Origin of the sequence: Rhizobium sp. AP16, from assembly GCF_000281735.1 — a bacterium.
GTDB lineage: Bacteria > Pseudomonadota > Alphaproteobacteria > Rhizobiales > Rhizobiaceae > Rhizobium > Rhizobium rhizogenes.
Genome location: NZ_AJVM01000001.1, coordinates 264,461 through 283,691 on the forward strand (window position 1 = coordinate 264,461; position 19,231 = coordinate 283,691).

Below are 19,231 nucleotides of genomic sequence, written 5' to 3' on the forward strand. Positions count from 1 at the left end.
GGGAACGGGTGCATTGCCGATGTCATGTGACTATCGAAGGTCACACGAGGCTATTGCAATCCGGTGATCTTGTTTCCCAGTAGCGGCTTCATCGCGAACTCTCCGAGCCATGAGGTCGGTCCGAGAGAGCATGGCATGCGGTTCTTTATCCCCTTTTTTTCAAACCATGCCGGGGAAGAGACGATGCGACAAATAGAAAATGCTGATGCTACCTATAGGGTGAGGCGATGGGAGTATTGATGGACGAAACATTGAGCGTAACGCCTACATATCCGGCGCGTTGCCGTATAAAGTTTAGGCGATCGGCTCAAAATTCGATGAAAAATACTAGCCAGCCCAGACAGTGGGCGCTCGGTCGATTTTCGATGGGCGGCAGCCGACATCGCTCGGCCTATCGAATTCGCCTGCGAAGGAAAAGAAATACTAAGCATTGATTATATCTATTATTTCCCGCCGGCCTTTTCACGTATCCAGTTTGCATTCCTCCCCCTTGCGGCATGCGTCCTATCACAGGTCAGAGGCATGCGAGGAATTGTAGAACCGACAAACGAAAGATCCGCGTTATGAGCCGTCAAACCAATTTGCGTCCCAACATTGATAGACTGTGGTCGAGCCTGATGCGATCGGCGGAGATCGGCAAGACGCCGAAGGGTGGCTTGAAGCGTCTTGCCTTGTCTGAGGAGGATGCCGTCATGCGCCGGCAATTCATCGACTGGTGCGAGGAGGCCGGATGTACGGTTCGCGTTGATCCCCTTGGCAATATCTTCGCAGAGCGCGCCGGAACCGATCCGGACGCCAAATCGGTTCTGGTGGGCAGTCATCTCGACACGCAGGTGAGGGGCGGCCGTTTCGACGGTATCCTTGGGGTTCTCGCCGGATTGGAGGTCGTCCGAACGCTCAACGAGCACAATCTGGCAACACGCCGTCCTGTCACCATCGTGAACTGGACCAACGAGGAAGGGGCGCGTTTCGAGCCGCCGATGATTGGGTCGGCCGTGTTTACCGGTCAAAAGGCGCTGGAGTTTGCCTACTCCCGTCTTGACCGCGATGGCATTTCGCTTGGCGACGCATTGGAGAAAGTGGCCTTCAAGGGCGGGGATCACGTCTCGGTGGATCAGTTCGACAGTCTTTTCGAACTTCACATCGAGCAGGGTCCACGTCTTGACGATGCCAAGCTTCAGGTCGGCGTCGTGACCGGCGCCTTCGGGGTGCGCGGGTTCGTCGTCGAGGTATTTGGCGAAACAGGGCATGTCGGGCCGACTCCGATGCCCGCGCGCCGCAACGCGCTGGTCGGTGCCGCTCACGTAACGCTCGCCATTGACGCGATCGGTTGGTCGCATCATGAGACCGGCAGCAAGTCGACGACCATGCGGATCCGGGCCGAACCCAATCTTCTCGGGGCACTTCCCGACTATGTCGAAATGACCTGTGACATGCGCCACCCCGATGAAGCCGTGGTGATCGAAATGCTGGAAGCCTTCAAGGCACAGATACCGCAGCTCGAAGAGCGTTCGCGCTGCAGGATCGTCATCAAGGAAGCATGGTCCTACGGCGGAATGCGCTACGATCCGGACTGCGTCGGCCTGGTGCGGGATGCGGCGCAACGTCTCGGTTACACGACGATGGACTTGCTGACCGAGGCGGGTCACGATGCGATGCATGTCGCCGAGTTTCTTCCAACGGCGATGATCTTCACGCCCTGCGAAGGCGGATTATCACACAACGAGGCGGAAAACGTGACGATTGCCGACATCGAGCCTGGGGTCAACGTGCTGCTGCAGGCCGTCGTCGAGCGCGCCAATCAGATTTGAGCCGACGAACTAGGCGAGAGCCTCGGGCGGCTGATGTTGAGCATCGAACAAGGCGGTGTTGAAGATGTCCAGGAACGCCGTTTCCGCGGCTCCCAGTTCCATCTCGGGATTGGTCACGAGATAGACATCGGCGCCGAGGCTGTCGCATAGCGGCGGGAGGAGCCAGAGTTCTTCCGCCTCCACCGCATGTTGAGCGGCATCCTTGGGCAATATGCCTATTCCAAGCCCCGCCGCGATCAGGCGGCGGACTTCTTCCAGGTTGGGGCTGCTCCCGACAGTCCAGGTGCCGAGTCCCGCGCCGTCGCGCAAAGCGATCATAGGTTCGAGAGCGCCACCTTCCTGGCTGCAGGCAAAAGCAATAAAAGCCTCCTCCCGCAATTGGGCGAGGTCGACGTCGGAGCGGCCGAAAAGCGGGTGCGTCGCACCGCAATAGATGCCAAATTCTTCCCGCATCAGAAAACGGCAGTTGAGTGGGGCGAGGGGCTTTGGCAGCAGGCAAAAGCCGAAGGGCAACTGCTTCTGCGCCACGGCCCGCACGATATCCTGGCTATGGGCGACGTCGATGCGGACACTGACGGAAGGATGACGCCGGCGCATTTGGCGAAGCGCCTGATCGAGCCCCGGCATCATGACATGCGTGACAATCATGATCCTGATCTGTCCGGTGAGGTCGTCCTCGTCAGCGGACAACTTCTCGCCGATGCGCTCGACGCGTCGGAAGATCTCCATGCATTCCTGGCGCAGCATTTCGCCATGGCTCGTCAGCACGAATCGCCGGCTGTCTCGCTGGATCAACTGCCTCCCGAGCGTCTCCTCGAGCTTTTGAAGTGCCGCCGTGACCGAGGGTTGGCGCAGAAGCAATCTGTCGGCGGCCTTGGTGATATTCCGCTCTTCGACAATGACGAGGAACGTTCGAAGCAGATTCCAATTGAGATTATTGATCCGAGGGTAGCGGCTAGCCAACTGGAATTCTCCTGTAGCAAAAGAATAATAGGGTATCCTGCTTGAAGGCGACCACCTAGGCAATCTACGTTATCCTGACAAAGCGCGACACCCTGCGGGCGGTCTTGCAAATGACAACGTTGACTGTGGCCTTAGCGAATATCGCATTTACGGTTTGAGCCAAAGGCCTTCGCAGATCAGCAACGCGCAGTCCCTGGCGTTCCGCGCTCGCTCCTCTTCCGTCACCGGCCCGCGCGCCAGCGCTTCGATCATGCCCACAAACAGCCGGCCGATCTGGTCTGCGGCAATATCGCGTCGGAACAGCAGGTTGTACTGCTCCTTGACAATGTTCTCGGCGATCCAGCGGGCCAGTTCGGCTTTGGTGACCACACACGCCGGAGGCTGGAAAAATCCGATTTCGGTCAGATCAGGGTCTTCGGCCAGGAAGTCCAGGATCTTCCGGACGCTCAGTCCGACACGCTCAATGACTGCGTCCGGGGCAATCTCAGCTTCGATCAGCAAGGTCCTGGTCAGCGCCTTCAGCCGGTCACGAAATTCGCCAACAAGCTCGTTGTAGGCGGCCTCCTTGCTTGTAAAGTAGCTGTAGAACGTCGGCTGACTGAGGCCACGCTCGCGCACGATATCGCTTACCTTCGTGTCGTGATAACCGCGGCGGGCAAAGGTGGCCGCGGCGCTTTTACGCAATCTTGACTTGGTCTGCTCGCCTTTGGAGGTCCGTCCGGTCGCGGTCTTTCCGTTCTTCGTTTCCATATGCGCCTCACTGCTGCAAGCATACCTGCATCCCATAAATGCGTCTTGCCAAGAGCGTCAAGTTGGCTAATTTCCGAAAAGCTACTCATGAATAGGTTTTGGTATGAGACTTCCACTCGCTTCCCTCGCCCTCGGGGCGTTCGCTATCGGCGTAACGGAATTTGCTCCGATGGGGCTTCTTCCGAACATCGCGGCTGACCTGCAGGTCTCCATCCCTTCCGCTGGCTTGCTGATCAGCGGCTACGCGGTCGGCGTCATGGTGGGCGCGCCGCTTGTTACGCTCCTTTTGAGTGCGCAGAAGCCCAAGACGTCCCTGATTGCCCTTATGATTCTGTTTGTCGTCGGCAACCTTCTGTCCGCAATCGCTCCCAGCTATGGCACGCTCCTGGCGGCGCGCGTCCTTACCAGCCTGTCCCATGGAGCATTTTTTGGTCTGGGAGCAATGGTTGCGGCTAAGCTGGTGCCGCCAGGGAAAGGGGCTTCCGCTGTAGCAACCATGTTCATGGGTCTCACCGTTGCGAATATCGGCGGTGTACCCGCCGCCACCTGGTTGGGTGTCGCACTCGGATGGCGGCTCGCGCTCGGGGCGACGGCCATTCTCGGTGCCGTTGCGGCAATTGGCCTTCTGCTTGCCCTGCCGGACGGCGAGCGTGGCCAACCGCCCTCGATCGTGCGCGATCTGAAGATACTTGCTCGCCCGACCGTTATCATGGCTCTTGCGACGACAGCTTTTAGCGCTGCTTCGATGTTCACCCTCTACACATACATCGCTCCGGTCTTGGGCGCCTTGACGCATGCGTCCTCGGGATTCGTAACAGCGATGCTGGTCATGATTGGCGTAGGCTTCACGATCGGAAACATGCTGAGCGGGCGTCTTGCCGATCGCGCCTTGCAGCCCACTCTGGTCGGCTTTCTGCTTGCCCTTGTGGTGGTGAACCTGGCATTCCCTCTTTTTGCGACGACCCAGGTGGGGGTCACCATTGCCCTTCTCATCTGGGGCGCGGTCACGTTTGGCGCGGCAACTCCGGCCCAAATGCGGGTTATGCAGGAGGCGCATGAGGCATCAGGCCTCGCCTCATCCGTCAACATCGGCGCCTTCAATCTGGGGAATGCGATCGGGGCGGCGATCGGTGGCGCAGTTCTAAACGCCGGACTTGGCTATGCCTGGATAGCACCGGTTGGCGGCGTCATGGGGCTGATCGCGGTCCTTGCCGCGCTCTCGAACGATCGGCGGCCCGTATTGCGTGACGAGGGCGCCAGCTGAATGGTCAACCTGATCGACGGCAGGTTGACACTGCGATGACCGCGATAGAAGGACAGGGCGCAGCACCGACCGTGAGAGAACCAGAGATTTTCGCCGTCGTTGAGAGCGATAACGGCTTTCTCAGTCTGCAACATCAACGAAATCCCGCGATTTGAAATTATTCACTGGAAGGCAGGCGGCGGTTTCGTTCTTTGAATGGTGCCTATGTCGCCTCGCCAACGGCGGCGGCGATGTAGTTCTTCACGGCGGTAGAGGTGGTCGTGCGGCTCCAAAGCAGGCTCATGGTCATCGGCGTGACCAGATCATCGACGGACAAGTAGCAAATGCCGGGGAGTGAAAGTTCGGTGATCGGCTTGGGCATCAGTGCCACACCAAGGCCCGCCGCGACGTACGTCGCCAGGTTGATGAGATTTCCGCTGCGGCGCAAGAAGCTGCTTTCAATGCTTTCGTGGATCCTTTGGACGTCGGCGGGGTCAAAATGTTCACCGCTATCGCCGTAGACCACAAAGGCTTCATTCGCAAGATCGGCCAGGCGCAGGTGCTTGCGGCCGGCAAGGGGATGCGTCGAGGAAACCGCAAGCATCCATGGCCATTCGCCAACGTATCGTCCCACGATGCCTTCGGGGAGAGCATCTAGGGACAGCGATGCATATCCAATATCGATCTCGCCTCGCATGATGGATTCCAGCACACTTCGCGTCGACATCTCCGTCAGCTTGATCTCGACGTCGGGTGCGTCGGAGCGGAACCGCTGGATGGTCGGCACGAGCAAACCTGCTATCGTCGCATTGGCTCCATAGCCAATTCGGACTTCGCCTCTTCGGCCGTTGGCCATATCGACGACCGACGTTACGGCATTTTCCAGATGCGCCAGTGTCTCGTAACAATCTTTCAGAAATCCCTCTCCCGCCGGCGTCAATTCGACGCGCCGGCGGGTACGGGATAGGAGAATGACCCCTAGAATAGTTTCGAGCGCCTTTATCTGGGCACTCAGGGCAGGTTGAACGAGATTCAAACGCAAAGCTGCCCTGCCGAAATGCAATTCCTCCGCCACCGCGATGAAGTAACGGACATGACGTAGTTCCAGTGATCGAATGATTAGGCCGGCCTTGTTCATAGTTGGACTTATAATTGAAAGTGATTAATCGAACCAGATAAACTATTGGAAAATGATCGCTCCGACGCTCATTGATAACTCACATTTTATAAATTGCGCTGGGAGCGGCAGATTGTGCAAAAGCAGGGAACCTCGGCAGATCTCGTTGATACCAAAACTCAACGTCCAATTGCGGGCGAGATAGGCGGCGTCCCGTCGCCACGACGGCGCGACTGGAGTTCTTTAGGCAGGCTTTTCGTGCCCCTCCTGGTGATCGTCGTCGTTGGCACCCTTGTCGCTGTTGCCACCGAAAACTGGGATCGCTGGACTGCGCAAGCAAGCGTTCAGTCGACCGACAATGCCTATATCCGCGCGGAACTTACGCGTTTGAGTGCGCGCGTCAGCGGAAATCTGAAGAGTGCACCGGTCCAGGATTTTGAACATGTCAAGGCGGGCCAATTGCTCATGGAGATCGATCCGTCGGACTATGAGGTGAAGGTTGCCCAGGCAAAAGCTTCGCTGGATTCCGCGGTGGCGCAGCTACAGAACCTCGCCAATCAAGAGCGATTGCAACATGCCGCAATCGATCAGGCAAATGCCCAATTCCAGGCGGCAAGCGTGACTGCCGAGCTCGCACGACAGGAGGCGGTGCGGCAGACCGCTCTCCTTCAAAGCGGCAGCGGGACCAAGCAGAAACAAGAACAGGCGGACGCGGAAAAGCAGCAAACGGCAGCGGCCGCGCAGGCATCGCAAGCATCCGTGGTGTCGGCTCGTGCGCAGCTTGACGTCGTCTCCGGCCAGCGCGCTCAACTGCAGGCGAGTGTCGATGCTGCAAAATCCAACCTCGACGCGGCGCAATTGAACTTGAGTTACACCAAGGTCGTGGCTCCCTTCGACGGAATAGTCAGTGAACGTCAGGTCCATGTCGGCGACTACATTTCCGTGGCCTCCAATCTCCTGACCGTCGTGCCGCTTCCGAACGTCTATGTCACCGCAAACTTCAAGGAGACACAGCTCGCACGGATGTCGGTCGGGCAAAGGGTAATCATCAAGGTCGACACCTTTCCTGGCCAGGTGTTCAGGGGCCATGTGGAGAGCCTGTCACCGGCCTCGGGATCGCAGTTCGCTCTGCTGCCAGCCGATAATGCCACCGGCAACTTCACAAAGGTGACGCAGCGCATTCCGGTGCGGATTGCGTTTGATGAAGACGCATCCGTGTTGGAGAAGCTTCGACCGGGAATGTCATCCGTCGTGGCGGTCCAAGTGGATAACGTCACAGGAGGCTGAGCTATGACGGCGAAGGTTCCTCCACTCGTCGCTCGTGCGCTCGGCGCGCAAACGCACCATCCCATATTTGCAGTCTGCGCAGTGCTGCTCGGACCTTTTATGGTGGGATTTCATTCGCGCCTCTTCAGCACGGGACTGGCCGACCTTAGAGGCGCATTCGACTTGAGTTTTGACGAAGGTGCCTGGCTCAATACGATTTCGACGGCGCCGCAAATGTTGGCTGCTCCCGCCGTCGCATGGCTTGCCGCAACGTTCGGCGTCCGTCGCGTTATGGTGCCGCCGGCTCTTTTGTACGCCATCGTCTCCGCAGTCATCCCAACTGTTACGGATTTTCGTGAACTTGCCGTGCTGCATTTCATCCACGGATTGCTGCTGGGCATATTCGTCCCCGCGACCCTTATGATCATATTTCGCAACCTGCCGCTCAAATGGTGGACTTCGGCGATTGCGATCTATGCGTTTCGCGCTGCCTTCACGACCAATGCAGGAACCGGCCTCCTGGATTTCTACATCCAGAACCTGGGATGGAAGGCCGTTTATTGGCAGGATGTCCTGTTGGCCCCGATCATGGCGATACTCGTTCTTCTCGGTTCTCCCCGCGAGGAGGTGAATCGCGGCCTGTTGGCCCAGGCCGATTGGGGAGGAATGTTGCTGCTCGGATGCGGCATGTCCCTTATTTTCGTGGGGCTGGACCAGGGAAACCGGCTCGACTGGCTGGAAAGCGGCTTCGTGCAATCCTGCCTGGCTGGCGGTGCTGTGCTGTTGCTTGCGTTTTTTATCAACGAAAGTCTTGTGAAGCAGCCTTGGGCTTCCGCGTCGGTACTCTATTCAAGAAATCTCATTCTCATACTCACCATTGCTCTCTTTTATCTGATCAGCAGTCTTTCCAACGCCGCTCTCATTCCCAATTTCCTGTCCACGGTTGCCTTGCTGCGGCCGCAACAGACGGGCGATATGTTGATCGTCTGGGCCTGCATTCCACTGCTTATCATGACGCCGATTTGCGTCTGGGCCTTGAATAGAATCGACGGACGTATCGTTCTCCTGATCGGCCTGACCTGTTTCGCACTTTCCGGATGGCTTGGTACTCGCGTAACGGCGGATTGGACGGCGGATAATTTCCGGCTTCTTGCTGTCCTTCAGGGATGTGGGCACATCCTCACCTTTCTGCCGATCATCGTGCTTGCGGTGGCGAATTCAAATCCCGCGAAATCGACGTCCTTTGCCGCCTACATACAGGTAATCCGATTGCTCGGGACGGAAATGGCACTGACCTTAATGACGACATTCCTGCGCAAGCAGGAGCAGATCCACTCTTTCCTGCTGACCATGGATGTCCCGACGGGCGCAGCTCTCACGACAGACAGGATTCTCCTTCTTACGAGGAAATTCGCGGCATTCGGACAAGGACTTGCGTCGTCACGGGCACTTTCGACCTTCAATCAGGCACTGCAAAAACAGTCGAATGTCCTCTCCTATATCGATGCATTTTGGATCACGTTCTTTGCGGCTATCGTCGCAATGCTGCTTCTGGCTTTCATGCGTCCGGCGCCTGCCGGTCCCTTCACGCCTCAAGGGAGACAGAACGCTCTCAAAGCTACACGCGAACAATCCAAGGCGGTCTGAGCACGAATTGCATTTCACCGTTACTGACCCGGCTACCCATCTCATGAGCCGTGCAGGAAATTCTTGATCGGATGAATAGGTTCACCGTTGTGCCGAACATATTTCGCGATCCGGTCGGCCAAGGCACGCCGTCACGGTCTCCCCATTCGCGGCCTCTCGCGCCCATGGAACTGCTCATTGAGCCACGAACATTGTGATTGGATAACGGGCATATGGATCGCTTAACGACAATGGAGATGTTCGTCAGAGTAGCGCAACTCGGCAGCTTTACCGCTACCGCGAAAGCGAGCGGCATCTCGACTGCAATGGTCAGCAAACATATCCAAGATCTCGAAAATCGCCTCGCCGCCAGATTGCTCGAGCGGACAACGCGCTCGGTCAAGCTTACCCCCAGAGGCCAGCTCTTTTATTCGCACTGCAAGAACCTGATCGAGCAGGTTGTGGAAGCCGAGCAGAGCGTCACACGCCCACCGGAGCCCTCCGGTGTCCTGCGTATTGGAGCACCAAAGGCGTTTGGCTCAATCGTTCTGATGCCAGAGATCCTGAGATTACTGAGCTTATTCCCGGAGCTGAAGGTGGCGCTCATCCTGCGAGACAATATCAGGGATCCGCGTGATGAGAATCTGGATATCGCCATATCCGCTAAAGCTCCGCGGGATGATGATATCGAAATGCTGACGATGCGGCCGCAGAGGAGAATCGTGTGCGCAAGTCCTTCATTTATTGACCAAGGCAATGATGTTTCATTTGAAAGCGATGGCGTATCGACTGATCAACATGCGGAAAGGGTACCGAATTTCACGGGTCGGTCCGGCGCACATCAATTGCTTGAAAGACTGGATCTCGAGGACGAAGAAGCATGCCTGCAAGCCGCCCTTCTAGGCGCAGGCGCCTTTGAACTGCATGAATTCCTGGCGTCTCAATATCTTCAGGATGGCAGGCTCCTGGCTCTCAGCAGAGAACCCCGCATCCGGACAACAAATCTCCTCCTCCTTTATGAGAAAGGCAGAATTCTTCTGGCGCGCGACAGGGCTTTCATCGACTTCGCCGTCGCGATCTAGGGCCGTGGGCGAACACTGCCGACATGCAGCAAATCGGAGCGGGTCACAAAGGCCAGGCCGGCAAGGAAGCCAAGTGCGATGAGGGGAGGAATAGTGTGCGACCACTCAGCGAATAGCATGACTGTGACCAATGCTCCCAGCATGGCCATGGATGCCATCGTAATCCCAAATATGCGGGTGCTCGGCATGAGCAAAAGAATGGCAGCCGAAATCTCCAGAGTCCCGACGAAATCGTGAAACCAGCTCGGATAACCCCAGCGCCGAAACTCCGCCGCTATCGACGCTGGTTCAAGAATGTTCAGGATCCTGCCGATCAAGAAGAAGCCGCTGCATATTCCGATCAGAGCCGTCGGAAGCCAACGAGTGACCATGAGCGTCCTTCTCCTGAACCGACATCACACTTAAACGCAACGAAACCGGCCGGCGTCTCGATTATTCATCGGGCTTTGCGAATTCGAGGCCGTATTTGGGGGCGGTCGCCACCATTTTTTCGATCTGCTCGGGGGTAACAACCGGCGGGCTCTTCTCGGAGAAGGTTCCTTCCGCCTGGCTGACTTCGATGAAAAAGTCGTCAAGTCCCGCCGGCACGGCCAGGATCAGCATCCGGGCCGGCGTTTGCCCAATATTCCTGAAGTAATGGAGCGAACCCTTCGGCAGGGTGATCCAGGTGCCTGGCCCCGCGACGTCCCGCTGTCCGTCGGCGAAGAGCTCCATCTCGCCTTCGAGAATGTAGAAGCATTCCTCTTCATGCGTATGCCGGTGCGGCGGTGGTCCGGCCTGGGGCGGAATAATCGCCTCCATGACGGTGTAGGCTCCACCGGTCTGCTGCCCGCTGGTTTTGATCGTGTAGATATCCCCTGCAACGCCGGTCGCTTGACCTTCGCCCGGTTTTACGATTCGTGCGCTCATACTGAGTCTCCTCTTTGTGCCGACAGTGATGTGTCGGTGAATGTCTAGCTGAAAAACCCGGTCAGCAGATCGGCTAGCTGCTTCGGCTGTTCTTCAGGAATCCAGTGGCCGCTGTGTTCGATAACTGCCGTCTCGACCTTGTCGGCCAATGGCCGCATGATGTGACCGACCTGATCGCCCATGCAATGATCGCCACCGATGGCGAGAACCGGCATGGTCAATTTGGTGCGAGCATTTTCCTGGTTGTTGCGTGCATCGATTGGAAACGCTCGATAATGCTCAAAGCTCGCGCGCAGCGCTCCGGGGGCACCCATGCGGTCCGCATACTCATTGATGTCGTCTTCGGTCACGGCATAAGTGTCGTAGGCGAGATGCCGAATGAAATGCCGTAGGAACATCTTCTCATGCCCCGCAACGAGCGTTTCCGCCACACCAGGAGCCATGAAGAAGCCGAAGTGCCAGAACTGCGGGAACAGGGCGGCATCGAACAGCGCTTCGAGACCCAATCCTGGAAGGCCAGCTTCAAGCACAGCGAGCCGGCGAACTTCAGCCGGATGTGAAGCCGCATATTCGTAAGCGACCATCATACCGATATCATGCCCGACCAGATTGATTTCACTGAAGCCGAGCTGTTGCACCAATTTCCGAATATCTTGGGCCACCGTACGCTTGTCATAGCCGCTGGTCGGCTTGTCCGAGTCGCCAAAGCCTCTCATGTCGGGGGCAATCACGGTAAAGCGTGAAGCCAGTGTGGGGATTATGTGGCGCCATTCGAGCCAGCTTTGCGGCCATCCGTGTAGCAGGACAAGGGGGTCGCCCGAGCCAGCCCTGACATAATGAAGGCGCACGCCATCGACCACCGCTGTGTGGTGGGTGAGATCTGTTTGTTGGGTCATGGAATACGAAATCTCCGAGGATTTAGGTGGCCATTGTGGCGCTGCTGAGTACCCGCGCGGATGAGTTTGCCATTGAGCGTTGCTCATTAATCAGTTCAGTCTTCCGCGCTGGGCGTTGACTGAAATATGGACTCGCCGGCACTTGAGATAAAGGCGGCAAACGGGAATACATTGATCCATCAGTGCAGCAATGCGCCAATTCCGACGCACGATATCGGCACCATCCCAGCCAGATGTATCAAGTCTATTGCCCCATTGATGGATCAGTCATTTCGTATTGTGGGGATTTATCGCGATTGAAAAATCGCCGATAACGCGCGGGGAAGATGCAGCGCGGGATAAGGCTTGCCTTTCACGTCTGCCGCCATCTTGAAAAATGCCGTTTTGGTAGAGGTCGAATTGGCCAGGGGTGCGCTAGCCATGTCTGTCGTTGCCACTCTTCGACGAACCTATCACGGTCGCCATTTTCGCGCTTGCGGTTTGCGGGACGGCGATGTGAAGGGATTGATCGACCCGTTCATCGGATTCGACAATGCATGGGTGAGCGCAGGAATGCTCTTGCCACATCCGCAAGCCTCGTTTGAGGCCGCCTCTTATTTGTTCCTCGATTCAGAAACGGGTATGCGCCACGGTAGCTCTCCGGATGACTTCGCCATTATTCGACCCGGTGGCCTTCTTTGGTCCATGGTCGGCACCGGCGAAAGCTGTGAGGAAGTCCCTCTAGAGACAGACAAGACGGTACACGCATTTCATGTCCTGATGCGGTCGCCTCATGAGCGCGCGAGCGCGCCTCCATTCACGTCCAGTCTCGAGCCGCAGGATGTTCCGGTTGTGCGATTGCCGGGCGCCAGGATACGCGTATTGCTGGGGCGATACGGAGTGGCGCGTTCCCCGTTGAAGGCGTCAACGGATGTGACATTACTGGATATCTCTCTCGCCGAAGGTAGCGAGTTGATTGTGCCGGTGCCCGCGGGGGAATGTGCTTTCGCCATGCCGATCTTCGGTGCCGTGGACGTGGATGGCAATCGATTTGATCACGGCGATCTGAAAATTCCGATCTTTCCGGCCCGCGCCGATCCGCAAAGGATCACTCTTCGGGCTATTCAACGACCCGCCAAGGTAGCGCTCTTTGGCGGGCGACCACTGCATCAATCCTATCCAAAGAACCAGGAGAAACACCATGTCTTATGAGAAATTTTCCGCCGACAATACTGCCATGCTTCTCATCGACCACCAGGTCGGCACTATGAGCTGGGCCAAATCCCTGCCTTTCGACGAACTCAAGCGCAACGCATTGATGCTTGCAAAGACCGCGAAGATCCTCGGCATACCCACTGTTTTGACGTCCAGCATGGAAGCATACGCACAAGGCCCGCTGCTTGCCGAACTGGAGACTATCCTGCCGAAAGAGTTTGCTGGGCGCATCCAGCGCCTGGGTATTGTAAACGCCATGGATGACGAGAACTTTGCCGCAGCGGTCAAGGCGACCGGCCGGAAGAAGCTGATTATAGCCGGTGTCACCAATGATGTATGCACGGTCTACCCGGCTCTTAGCCTGGTAAGAGACGGTTTTGAAGTGCAGGTTGTGGCCGATGCTGGCGCCTCGCCAACCAGGCTGGCTGACGATATTGCCCTGCGACGCATGGAGCACAACGGAGTCACCTTGACCAGCACGAACCAGTTGATCGCCGAACTGGCGGGGAGCTGGGCGACGCCGGAAGGTGGGCAGCTCGTCCAGGTTTTGATGGAAGCGCTCCAGCCGGAGTGATTGTTTTTCCGAACGGAACCACTGGCAAGCGATGGCGTATATCGCAGACGCCACGGTGAGGTCGCCGAACCCGTAATGAAGACAGGTAGAAGACCGGGGTTCACCAGCAGGAAAAGAAGATTACCCGTCCTGACATTTGCAATGGCGCCGCCATTGCCATCGATGGGTACTGTTGATTTGGGTCAAGGATAGTTTGCCTATCTTGCAGCCGTTGTCGTGTTCTCGCCGACGGCTGCCCCCAACCCCCTACGGCTTCAGGCTCTATTTCGGCAGGAGCAAAGGCGAATTCACAACACGCCGACGGGCGCAAGCCGACCGGCAAACCTCGTTGCGACAATTCTCTATGGAGCGGAGCGCGAAGCGGGCGGTACGCTTTTGCGATAAGAAATCAGTTCGCAGCCTAAAGGAAACCGGCTTTAAGCGCTTGAGTACACGACATCTTATCGCGGGCGCATGCCTTTGCTCCGACGTCTCATTCAGGTCCCATCGAATGAGACGGTACCTAAGAATTCTTCGTCCATCCGCCTATTGTCCGCTGATGGTTCCCGCTGTCGAGGCGGTAGCACCCCGGTCGACCAGAAAAGCCAGCAGCGTAGTTTCATCCCGCTCTACGCGGATCATTGGAAGATCCTCGCCCGATGTCGCGGCGGCGTCGCCGGTCTCCAGTTGCTCGCCGTCGATCGTCAATGCGCCGTCCATGACATAGAGCCAGGGATCCATGCCCGGTGCGGTGGGCACCCGCAGCTCATCACCTTTGGAAACAAGCGCGTCATAGACCTTGACATGCTGACGGAGCAAGAGCGGTGCGTCCGTTCCCTCAGGTCCCGCGATCAACTGCCATCCACCGGGAACAAGCCCCCCTGTGCGATCGAAAAACTGTACCTTGCCAGGCAGATCCGCCTCATATGGCCGGACGAAGATCTGCAGCATCTCGACCGCAACATAGGGGGTGGATTCCTCATGCCAAAAGCTGCGCCCGGCATTCATCAGCATCAACTTCTTGGCTGAGATGGGGACGCGGCCGCGGGCGGAGTCGATATGGACCATCGAACCGCGCCATAGATAGCTCAGGATCTCGTCGTTCTTGTGTTCGTGCAAGCCGACCACCGTGCCGACATCCAGATTGGCGTGGTCGATTACGCTCAGCGGGCCGAATGCGGGATCCGCGTCCGGCCCCATAATACTGCCCGGCCGGATCCGGCGGAGCGTGAAAGGGCCTTGCGTGAAGGATCGCGAGGCGTTCGCCCGCAGAATCTGGATCATCGTCTGTCTCCTCGTTTCCCCTCGGCCCGATTTGGCTCGGCCTCGAAGGAACCTCATCACCGGTTCCTTAAGCTCGACGAGGCTGGTCAAACGGGCGTTATCCGACTTTCCGCCGGGAGCGCGGGCTCTCTTGTTGTGTGCCCTGTTCGAGAAGGGGCGAAAGGGACAACACAGTCTTGCCGATGTGTTCGCCCATGACCTTGGCCGCAACATCCGTATCCCGGCTGAGACAGGCGTCGAGGAGGGCCTTGTGTTCCTTATCAATTTCGCGCGAGGGCCTGCGGTTGATGACGGCAAGGCGTCGATACCGCTCGTGTTGAGCGTAGAGGAGCTTCTGCAGGCGGAGCAGCCATGCCGAATCGCAAGCCGAGGTCAATGCTTCGTGAAAGTCGCGGTTGCGCTCCTCCCACTCGGAAAGCGACGAGGCGTCCGGAGACTCGGAGACACGGTGGTCTGCCTTCTGCAGGCGGTAATAGGCGGCAACGATGCGAGACTCCCAGGCTTCGTCGCCTGCCTCGATCGAACGCGACAAAGCCAGCGCCTCGATCATTTGACGTAGATCGGATAGCTCCTTGAGTTCCTGCGCACTGACCGGCGCCACGGTAAAGCCGCGCTGCCCTTCGAAGCTGACCAGATAGGCGGCGGATAAGCGTGCCAACGCCTCACGCAGAGGGCTGGCGCCAATATCGTAGCGCTCGACCAGATCTGCAACCTTCAACTTCTCGCCAGGCTTAAGTGCACCGGAGATGATATCATCTCGTACTCTTTGATAGGCTACGTCAGACATTGTCTTTGTGTTCATACCCGAATCCTGCATTGCGAAGCCACCTCCAGCTGCGAGATTAAGGATATTTCTCGATTTTTCATAGATTTTATTTTGATTGGCAAATATCGGTAAAGTCCGAAGTTCGATGCATTTGATTGGCTGATCATTCGACGGAATGTGGAACAGCGCGCCCTACGCGCGCTGTTGGCTGGCCAGCAAATCAAGCGCAACATCCACGATCATGTCTTCTTGTCCACCGACCATTCGCCGCCGTCCAAGTTCGACAAGGATGTCGCGAACATCGACGCCATAGGTCTTCGATGCGTTCTCGGCATGCCGCAGAAAGCTGGAATAGACACCGGCATAACCGATCGACAGGGTTTCCCTGTCGACCCGCACAGGGCGGTCCTGCAGTGGGCGTACGAGATCATCGGCCGCATCCATCAAAGCAAACAGGTTGCATCCGTGCTGCCATCCGAGCCTATCGGCGACGGCGGCGAACACCTCAATCGGCGTATTACCGGCGCCGGCGCCCATGCCGGCGAGTGATGCATCCACGCGGTAAGCGCCTTCCTCCACTCCAACGACGGCATTTGCCACGCCCAGAGAAAGGTTGTGATGCACATGTATTCCGACCTGCGTCTCCGGCTTGAGCGCCTGGCGCAGCGCCCGAACGCGCTCGCGCACGCCATCCATCGTGAGGGCGCCGGCAGAGTCCGTGACGTAGACGCAATGGGCACCATAGGCTTCCATCATCTGCGCCTGCTTCGCCAGCCCCTCAGGGCTATTCATATGCGCCATCATGAGGAAGCCGGCCACGTCGAGGTCGAGCGCGCGGGCGGCCTCGATGTGCTGCTTGGCCACATCGGCCTCGGTGCAATGGGTCGCGACGCGCACCGAGGCGACGCCAAGGGCGGCAGCGGCCTTGAGATCGTGAACCGTGCCGATCCCGGGCAACAGCAGCGTGGTGCACTTGGCGTGTTCAAGAACATCGGCGACGGCGGCGATCCACTCGACGTCCTGGTGCCTCCCAATACCGTAGTTGAAGCTCGATCCGGACAGGCCGTCGCCATGACCGATCTCGATGGCGGCGACCTTCGCCCGATCGAGCGCGCGTGCGATCGACGTTATGGCGTCGAGCCCGTACTGGTGCCTGATGGCATGCATGCCGTCGCGAAGCGTAACATCCTGAACATAGATAGAAGGCATCAGGCATTCTCCTCGATAAGGGTACGGGCGAAGCGCTCGGCCACCGCAAGAGCGGCCGAGGTCATGATGTCGAGATTGCCGGCATAGCTGGGCAGATAATGGCCCGCTCCCTCGACCTCCAGGAACACGGAGACCTTGAGAGCCGGCCCGTCCTCCTCGCCGCCAACAGCGCGGGCATCGCGCAGCGGCTCAAATTGCACTTCCTGCTTCAGCCGGTAGCCGGGAACATAGCCCCGTACGCGATCGATCATGTCATGGATCGATCGACGCACCGCGTCCTGGTCCTGCGTCAGCGCGAGGCAATAGACCGTATCGCGCATGATAAGGGGCGGCTCGGCCGGATTGAGAACGATGATGGCCTTGCCGCGCCGCGCGCCTCCGACGACCTCGATGGCCCGGGCGGTCGTCTCCGTGAATTCGTCAATGTTTGCGCGGGTGCCGGGACCAGCCGACCGCGAGGCGATCGAGGCGACAATCTCGGCATAGGGTACCGGAGCGACCCGAGCGACTGCCGCAACGATTGGGATCGTTGCCTGTCCACCGCATGTCACCATGTTGACGTTCACCGCATTGAGGTTCTCCTCGAGGTTAACGACCGGCACGATGTACGGACCGACTGCCGCCGGGGTGAGATCAATCGCCCTTTTGCCGTCCTGCCGTAGCTGTTCGGCATGGCGCTCGTGGGCCTTCGCGGAGGTAGCATCGAAGACGATGCCGATATCTTTGTAGATTGGGCTGCGCCGTAGACCGTCCAAACCTTCATGTGTGGTGAACACGCCGAGCCGACGCGCTCGTTCCAGCCCGTCCGAGGCGGGATCCACGCCGACCAGCGCACCCATTTCGATTCCGGATCCAGTCCGCAGGATCTTGATCATAAGGTCGGTGCCAATGTTGCCCGAACCGATAATTGCTGCCTTGATAGGTGTCATCGTCCTCTCCATGATTTTGTTACCGATCGGCCGACGGGCGCAAAAATGCTGCGAGCGCGCAGCAGGCCTCCTCCGCCACCGCCGCGTCTTCATCCGGCGTCGCGCCACCGACGCCGACCGCGCCAATCACCACATCATCGACAACGATGGGAATGCCGCCGGCAAGCGGCAAGGCTTCGGAAATCGATAGCAGACCGCTTGCTCCTGCAGCGACGGCTTCGGCAAGCTGTGCGGTTGTCCGTCGGAACAACGCTGCGGTGCGTGCCTTTGCGGTCGCCGTAACCGGACCTGCTGGCCCGACCTGCTCCATGCGTTTCAGGACCAGAAGATGGCCGCCGTCATCCACGACCGCGACAGTTACTGCAAGCCGTCTGCCGGTCGCAGCAGCGAGGGCGCGGTCGGCCGCCATCTCCGCGAGAACCAGGCTCAGCGCGGGCTTTGAAAGAAGGGAGGACATGGCTACGCCGCGCTCCGCTCGTATCCGAGAAATCCGGCCTGTTTGGCGGGATCGGGCCAGCATTCGCATACCGATCCGGTCAGCTGCGTGCGCAGACACAGGCTGGTCGGGCACCCGCAGACACGGATATCGGCCACACGGCCTGCTATAACCTTGGCAACCCAGTCCGGATCGGCAAACAGCGGGCGGGCAAGGCCGACCGCATCAGCTTCACCGGCGGCAAGAACCGTATCGATGGCCTCTGGCGTATCGATCCGACCGTTCGTGAAAACCGGAATGCCGACAGCTTTCTTGATGGCGGCGGTCGCACTGTGCTGGAAGAACGGTGTGTTCATGAGGCCGGCGTTCTCCGGGGCTTTCAGCGTCTCGAAAGTGGAGACCACCGGCATGATGAAATCGGCTCCCGCATCCTCAAGCAGCGGTGATAGCCGAATGGCTTCACTGACAGCCCAGCCACCCGGAGCAAGTTCGTCACTGATGAGGTGCACACCGACGATGAAGCTTGGTGCCACAACCGCGCGGACGCGGCGCAGAACCTCCATCAGGAGCCGGATCCTGTTCTCGAACGAGCCACCCCATTGATCCGTGCGCCGGTTCAAGCGCGGCGAGAGGAACGACGAGATCAGGAAGCCTTGCGCGGCATGGAGCTCGACGCCGTCGAAACCGGCTTGCTCGGCCGACAAAGCCGTCTCGACGAATTCGTCGATGCATTGCTTGATCTCGCCGGCGGTGATCTCGTCAGGGGTGACCACTCGGCCTGGAAGCAACGGGAAAGACACGGCCGAGGGGGCCAGCCGGCGGGCACTTTCGTAGACGTCCCAAGGGCCGGCATATCGGCCGGCATGGACGATTTGCATCACGGCCAAAGCACCGTGACGCTTGATCTCCGCTGCAACCGCCGCAAAGGCCGGAACCCGACGCCTGTCCGACAGCATCGGTTGATGCGGCATCTGACGTCCGGCAGTGCTGATGGCGACATTCTCGGTGATCACCATCCCGACACCGCCTTGTGCCCGCCGGCCATAATGTTCCACCATGGTCTGCAGGGGGATCCCCGCACTATCGGCATAACCAACCGACATCGGGGCGTGAACGATCCGATTGCGCATGGTTTTTCCCCCGATATTAAGAGGGCTCATCATCCGGTCGATAGAAACAGTCATGATATTCTCCTCC

The 19,231-nt window shown here is 58.4% G+C and carries 19 protein-coding genes; 7 read left to right on the forward strand and 12 right to left on the reverse strand.

Annotated features, from left to right (window positions below):
• Positions 1-563 precede the first annotated feature (563 nt).
• On the forward strand, positions 564-1,811 hold the full coding sequence (locus PMI03_RS01170; RefSeq protein ID WP_012649211.1) for a Zn-dependent hydrolase: 1,248 nt from the start codon (positions 564-566) through the stop codon (positions 1,809-1,811).
• A gap of 9 nt (positions 1,812-1,820) precedes the next feature.
• Here PMI03_RS01170 and PMI03_RS01175 read toward each other — a convergent pair whose 3' ends face one another.
• Together PMI03_RS01175 and PMI03_RS01180 are read right to left on the reverse strand one after the other, a co-directional pair.
• Positions 1,821-2,774: a LysR family transcriptional regulator gene (locus PMI03_RS01175; RefSeq protein ID WP_007689054.1), complete on the reverse strand. Its 954-nt coding sequence runs from the start codon at positions 2,772-2,774 to the stop codon at positions 1,821-1,823.
• A 147-nt stretch (positions 2,775-2,921) separates the two neighbouring features.
• Positions 2,922-3,524, reverse strand: coding sequence for a TetR/AcrR family transcriptional regulator (locus PMI03_RS01180; RefSeq protein ID WP_007689056.1), 603 nt, complete (start codon positions 3,522-3,524; stop codon positions 2,922-2,924).
• 103 nt (positions 3,525-3,627) lie between these two features.
• Here PMI03_RS01180 and PMI03_RS01185 point away from each other — a divergent pair, with 103 nt between their 5' ends.
• On the forward strand, positions 3,628-4,788 hold the full coding sequence (locus PMI03_RS01185; protein ID WP_007689058.1) for an MFS transporter: 1,161 nt from the start codon (positions 3,628-3,630) through the stop codon (positions 4,786-4,788).
• Positions 4,789-4,990: 202 nt separating this feature from the next.
• On the opposite strand, the gene PMI03_RS01190 is transcribed toward PMI03_RS01185, so the two are convergent.
• A complete protein-coding gene (locus PMI03_RS01190; RefSeq protein WP_007689062.1) occupies positions 4,991-5,905 on the reverse strand; it encodes a LysR family transcriptional regulator in 915 nt (304 codons plus the stop codon).
• 93 nt (positions 5,906-5,998) lie between these two features.
• On the opposite strand from PMI03_RS01190, the gene PMI03_RS01195 reads away from it, so the two are divergent.
• From PMI03_RS01195 to PMI03_RS01205, 3 genes are all read left to right on the forward strand, one after another.
• Positions 5,999-7,171 (forward strand): HlyD family secretion protein, encoded by a 1,173-nt coding sequence (locus PMI03_RS01195; protein WP_178132732.1) that lies wholly within the window; start codon positions 5,999-6,001, stop codon positions 7,169-7,171.
• Positions 7,172-7,174: 3 nt separating this feature from the next.
• Positions 7,175-8,797, forward strand: coding sequence for an MFS transporter (locus tag PMI03_RS01200; protein ID WP_007689066.1), 1,623 nt, complete (start codon positions 7,175-7,177; stop codon positions 8,795-8,797).
• 212 nt (positions 8,798-9,009) lie between these two features.
• Positions 9,010-9,858 (forward strand): LysR family transcriptional regulator, encoded by an 849-nt coding sequence (locus PMI03_RS01205; protein WP_007689068.1) that lies wholly within the window; start codon positions 9,010-9,012, stop codon positions 9,856-9,858.
• Here the strand turns inward: PMI03_RS01205 and PMI03_RS01210 are convergent.
• The 3 genes from PMI03_RS01210 to PMI03_RS01220 all read right to left on the reverse strand — a co-directional run bounded on the left by PMI03_RS01210 (position 9,855) and on the right by PMI03_RS01220 (position 11,663).
• Positions 9,855-10,229, reverse strand: coding sequence for a DoxX family protein (locus PMI03_RS01210; protein ID WP_007689070.1), 375 nt, complete (start codon positions 10,227-10,229; stop codon positions 9,855-9,857). The two genes, PMI03_RS01205 and PMI03_RS01210, sit on opposite strands and share 4 nt — an antisense overlap.
• 61 nt (positions 10,230-10,290) lie before the next feature.
• Positions 10,291-10,767: a cupin domain-containing protein gene (locus PMI03_RS01215; RefSeq protein ID WP_007689073.1), complete on the reverse strand. Its 477-nt coding sequence runs from the start codon at positions 10,765-10,767 to the stop codon at positions 10,291-10,293.
• A 44-nt stretch (positions 10,768-10,811) separates the two neighbouring features.
• The gene (locus PMI03_RS01220) at positions 10,812-11,663 is read right to left on the reverse strand and encodes an alpha/beta fold hydrolase (RefSeq protein WP_007689075.1); all 852 of its coding nucleotides are present in this window, start codon (positions 11,661-11,663) and stop codon (positions 10,812-10,814) included.
• A 420-nt stretch (positions 11,664-12,083) separates the two neighbouring features.
• Here PMI03_RS01220 and PMI03_RS01225 point away from each other — a divergent pair, with 420 nt between their 5' ends.
• Together PMI03_RS01225 and PMI03_RS01230 are read left to right on the forward strand one after the other, a co-directional pair.
• Positions 12,084-12,854, forward strand: a complete 771-nt coding sequence (locus tag PMI03_RS01225; RefSeq protein WP_007689077.1) for a pirin-like C-terminal cupin domain-containing protein — start codon at positions 12,084-12,086, stop codon at positions 12,852-12,854.
• Complete coding sequence (locus tag PMI03_RS01230) at positions 12,844-13,431, forward strand: isochorismatase family protein (protein WP_007689078.1); 588 nt, start codon at positions 12,844-12,846, stop codon at positions 13,429-13,431. The genes PMI03_RS01225 and PMI03_RS01230 overlap by 11 nt, the downstream gene beginning before the upstream one ends.
• A 525-nt stretch (positions 13,432-13,956) precedes the next feature.
• On the opposite strand, the gene PMI03_RS01235 is transcribed toward PMI03_RS01230, so the two are convergent.
• The 6 genes from PMI03_RS01235 to PMI03_RS01260 all read right to left on the reverse strand — a co-directional run bounded on the left by PMI03_RS01235 (position 13,957) and on the right by PMI03_RS01260 (position 19,218).
• A complete protein-coding gene (locus tag PMI03_RS01235; protein ID WP_007689079.1) occupies positions 13,957-14,694 on the reverse strand; it encodes a pirin family protein in 738 nt (245 codons plus the stop codon).
• Between the two features lie 97 nt (positions 14,695-14,791).
• Positions 14,792-15,496: a GntR family transcriptional regulator gene (locus tag PMI03_RS01240; protein WP_234908730.1), complete on the reverse strand. Its 705-nt coding sequence runs from the start codon at positions 15,494-15,496 to the stop codon at positions 14,792-14,794.
• Between the two features lie 156 nt (positions 15,497-15,652).
• A complete protein-coding gene (dmpG, locus tag PMI03_RS01245) occupies positions 15,653-16,669 on the reverse strand; it encodes a 4-hydroxy-2-oxovalerate aldolase (protein ID WP_007689081.1) in 1,017 nt (338 codons plus the stop codon).
• Positions 16,669-17,598, reverse strand: coding sequence for an acetaldehyde dehydrogenase (acetylating) (locus PMI03_RS01250; RefSeq protein WP_007689082.1), 930 nt, complete (start codon positions 17,596-17,598; stop codon positions 16,669-16,671). The genes dmpG and PMI03_RS01250 overlap by 1 nt, the downstream gene beginning before the upstream one ends.
• 19 nt (positions 17,599-17,617) lie before the next feature.
• Entirely contained in the window at positions 17,618-18,055 is a 438-nt protein-coding gene (locus PMI03_RS01255) for a heme-binding protein (protein ID WP_007689083.1), read from the reverse strand.
• Positions 18,056-18,057: 2 nt separating this feature from the next.
• A complete protein-coding gene (locus tag PMI03_RS01260; RefSeq protein WP_007689084.1) occupies positions 18,058-19,218 on the reverse strand; it encodes an NADH:flavin oxidoreductase in 1,161 nt (386 codons plus the stop codon).
• Positions 19,219-19,231 lie beyond the last annotated feature (13 nt).

What these genes read in the sequence shown, in the direction of transcription:
- PMI03_RS01180 (WP_007689056.1), bottom strand. Translation starts at nt 3,524, where the DNA reads ATGGAAACGAAGAACGGAAAGACCGCGACCGGACGGACCTCCAAAGGC.
- PMI03_RS01240 (WP_234908730.1), bottom strand. Translation starts at nt 15,496, where the DNA reads ATGAACACAAAGACAATGTCTGACGTAGCCTATCAAAGAGTACGAGAT.
- PMI03_RS01170 (WP_012649211.1), top strand. Translation starts at nt 564, where the DNA reads ATGAGCCGTCAAACCAATTTGCGTCCCAACATTGATAGACTGTGGTCG.
- PMI03_RS01210 (WP_007689070.1), bottom strand. Translation starts at nt 10,229, where the DNA reads ATGGTCACTCGTTGGCTTCCGACGGCTCTGATCGGAATATGCAGCGGC.
- PMI03_RS01255 (WP_007689083.1), bottom strand. Translation starts at nt 18,055, where the DNA reads ATGTCCTCCCTTCTTTCAAAGCCCGCGCTGAGCCTGGTTCTCGCGGAG.
- PMI03_RS01205 (WP_007689068.1), top strand. Translation starts at nt 9,010, where the DNA reads ATGGATCGCTTAACGACAATGGAGATGTTCGTCAGAGTAGCGCAACTC.
- PMI03_RS01225 (WP_007689077.1), top strand. Translation starts at nt 12,084, where the DNA reads ATGTCTGTCGTTGCCACTCTTCGACGAACCTATCACGGTCGCCATTTT.
- PMI03_RS01190 (WP_007689062.1), bottom strand. Translation starts at nt 5,905, where the DNA reads ATGAACAAGGCCGGCCTAATCATTCGATCACTGGAACTACGTCATGTC.
- PMI03_RS01185 (WP_007689058.1), top strand. Translation starts at nt 3,628, where the DNA reads ATGAGACTTCCACTCGCTTCCCTCGCCCTCGGGGCGTTCGCTATCGGC.
- PMI03_RS01220 (WP_007689075.1), bottom strand. Translation starts at nt 11,663, where the DNA reads ATGACCCAACAAACAGATCTCACCCACCACACAGCGGTGGTCGATGGC.
- PMI03_RS01250 (WP_007689082.1), bottom strand. Translation starts at nt 17,598, where the DNA reads ATGACACCTATCAAGGCAGCAATTATCGGTTCGGGCAACATTGGCACC.
- PMI03_RS01215 (WP_007689073.1), bottom strand. Translation starts at nt 10,767, where the DNA reads ATGAGCGCACGAATCGTAAAACCGGGCGAAGGTCAAGCGACCGGCGTT.
- dmpG (WP_007689081.1), bottom strand. Translation starts at nt 16,669, where the DNA reads ATGCCTTCTATCTATGTTCAGGATGTTACGCTTCGCGACGGCATGCAT.
- PMI03_RS01260 (WP_007689084.1), bottom strand. Translation starts at nt 19,218, where the DNA reads ATGACTGTTTCTATCGACCGGATGATGAGCCCTCTTAATATCGGGGGA.
- PMI03_RS01235 (WP_007689079.1), bottom strand. Translation starts at nt 14,694, where the DNA reads ATGATCCAGATTCTGCGGGCGAACGCCTCGCGATCCTTCACGCAAGGC.
- PMI03_RS01200 (WP_007689066.1), top strand. Translation starts at nt 7,175, where the DNA reads ATGACGGCGAAGGTTCCTCCACTCGTCGCTCGTGCGCTCGGCGCGCAA.
- PMI03_RS01230 (WP_007689078.1), top strand. Translation starts at nt 12,844, where the DNA reads ATGTCTTATGAGAAATTTTCCGCCGACAATACTGCCATGCTTCTCATC.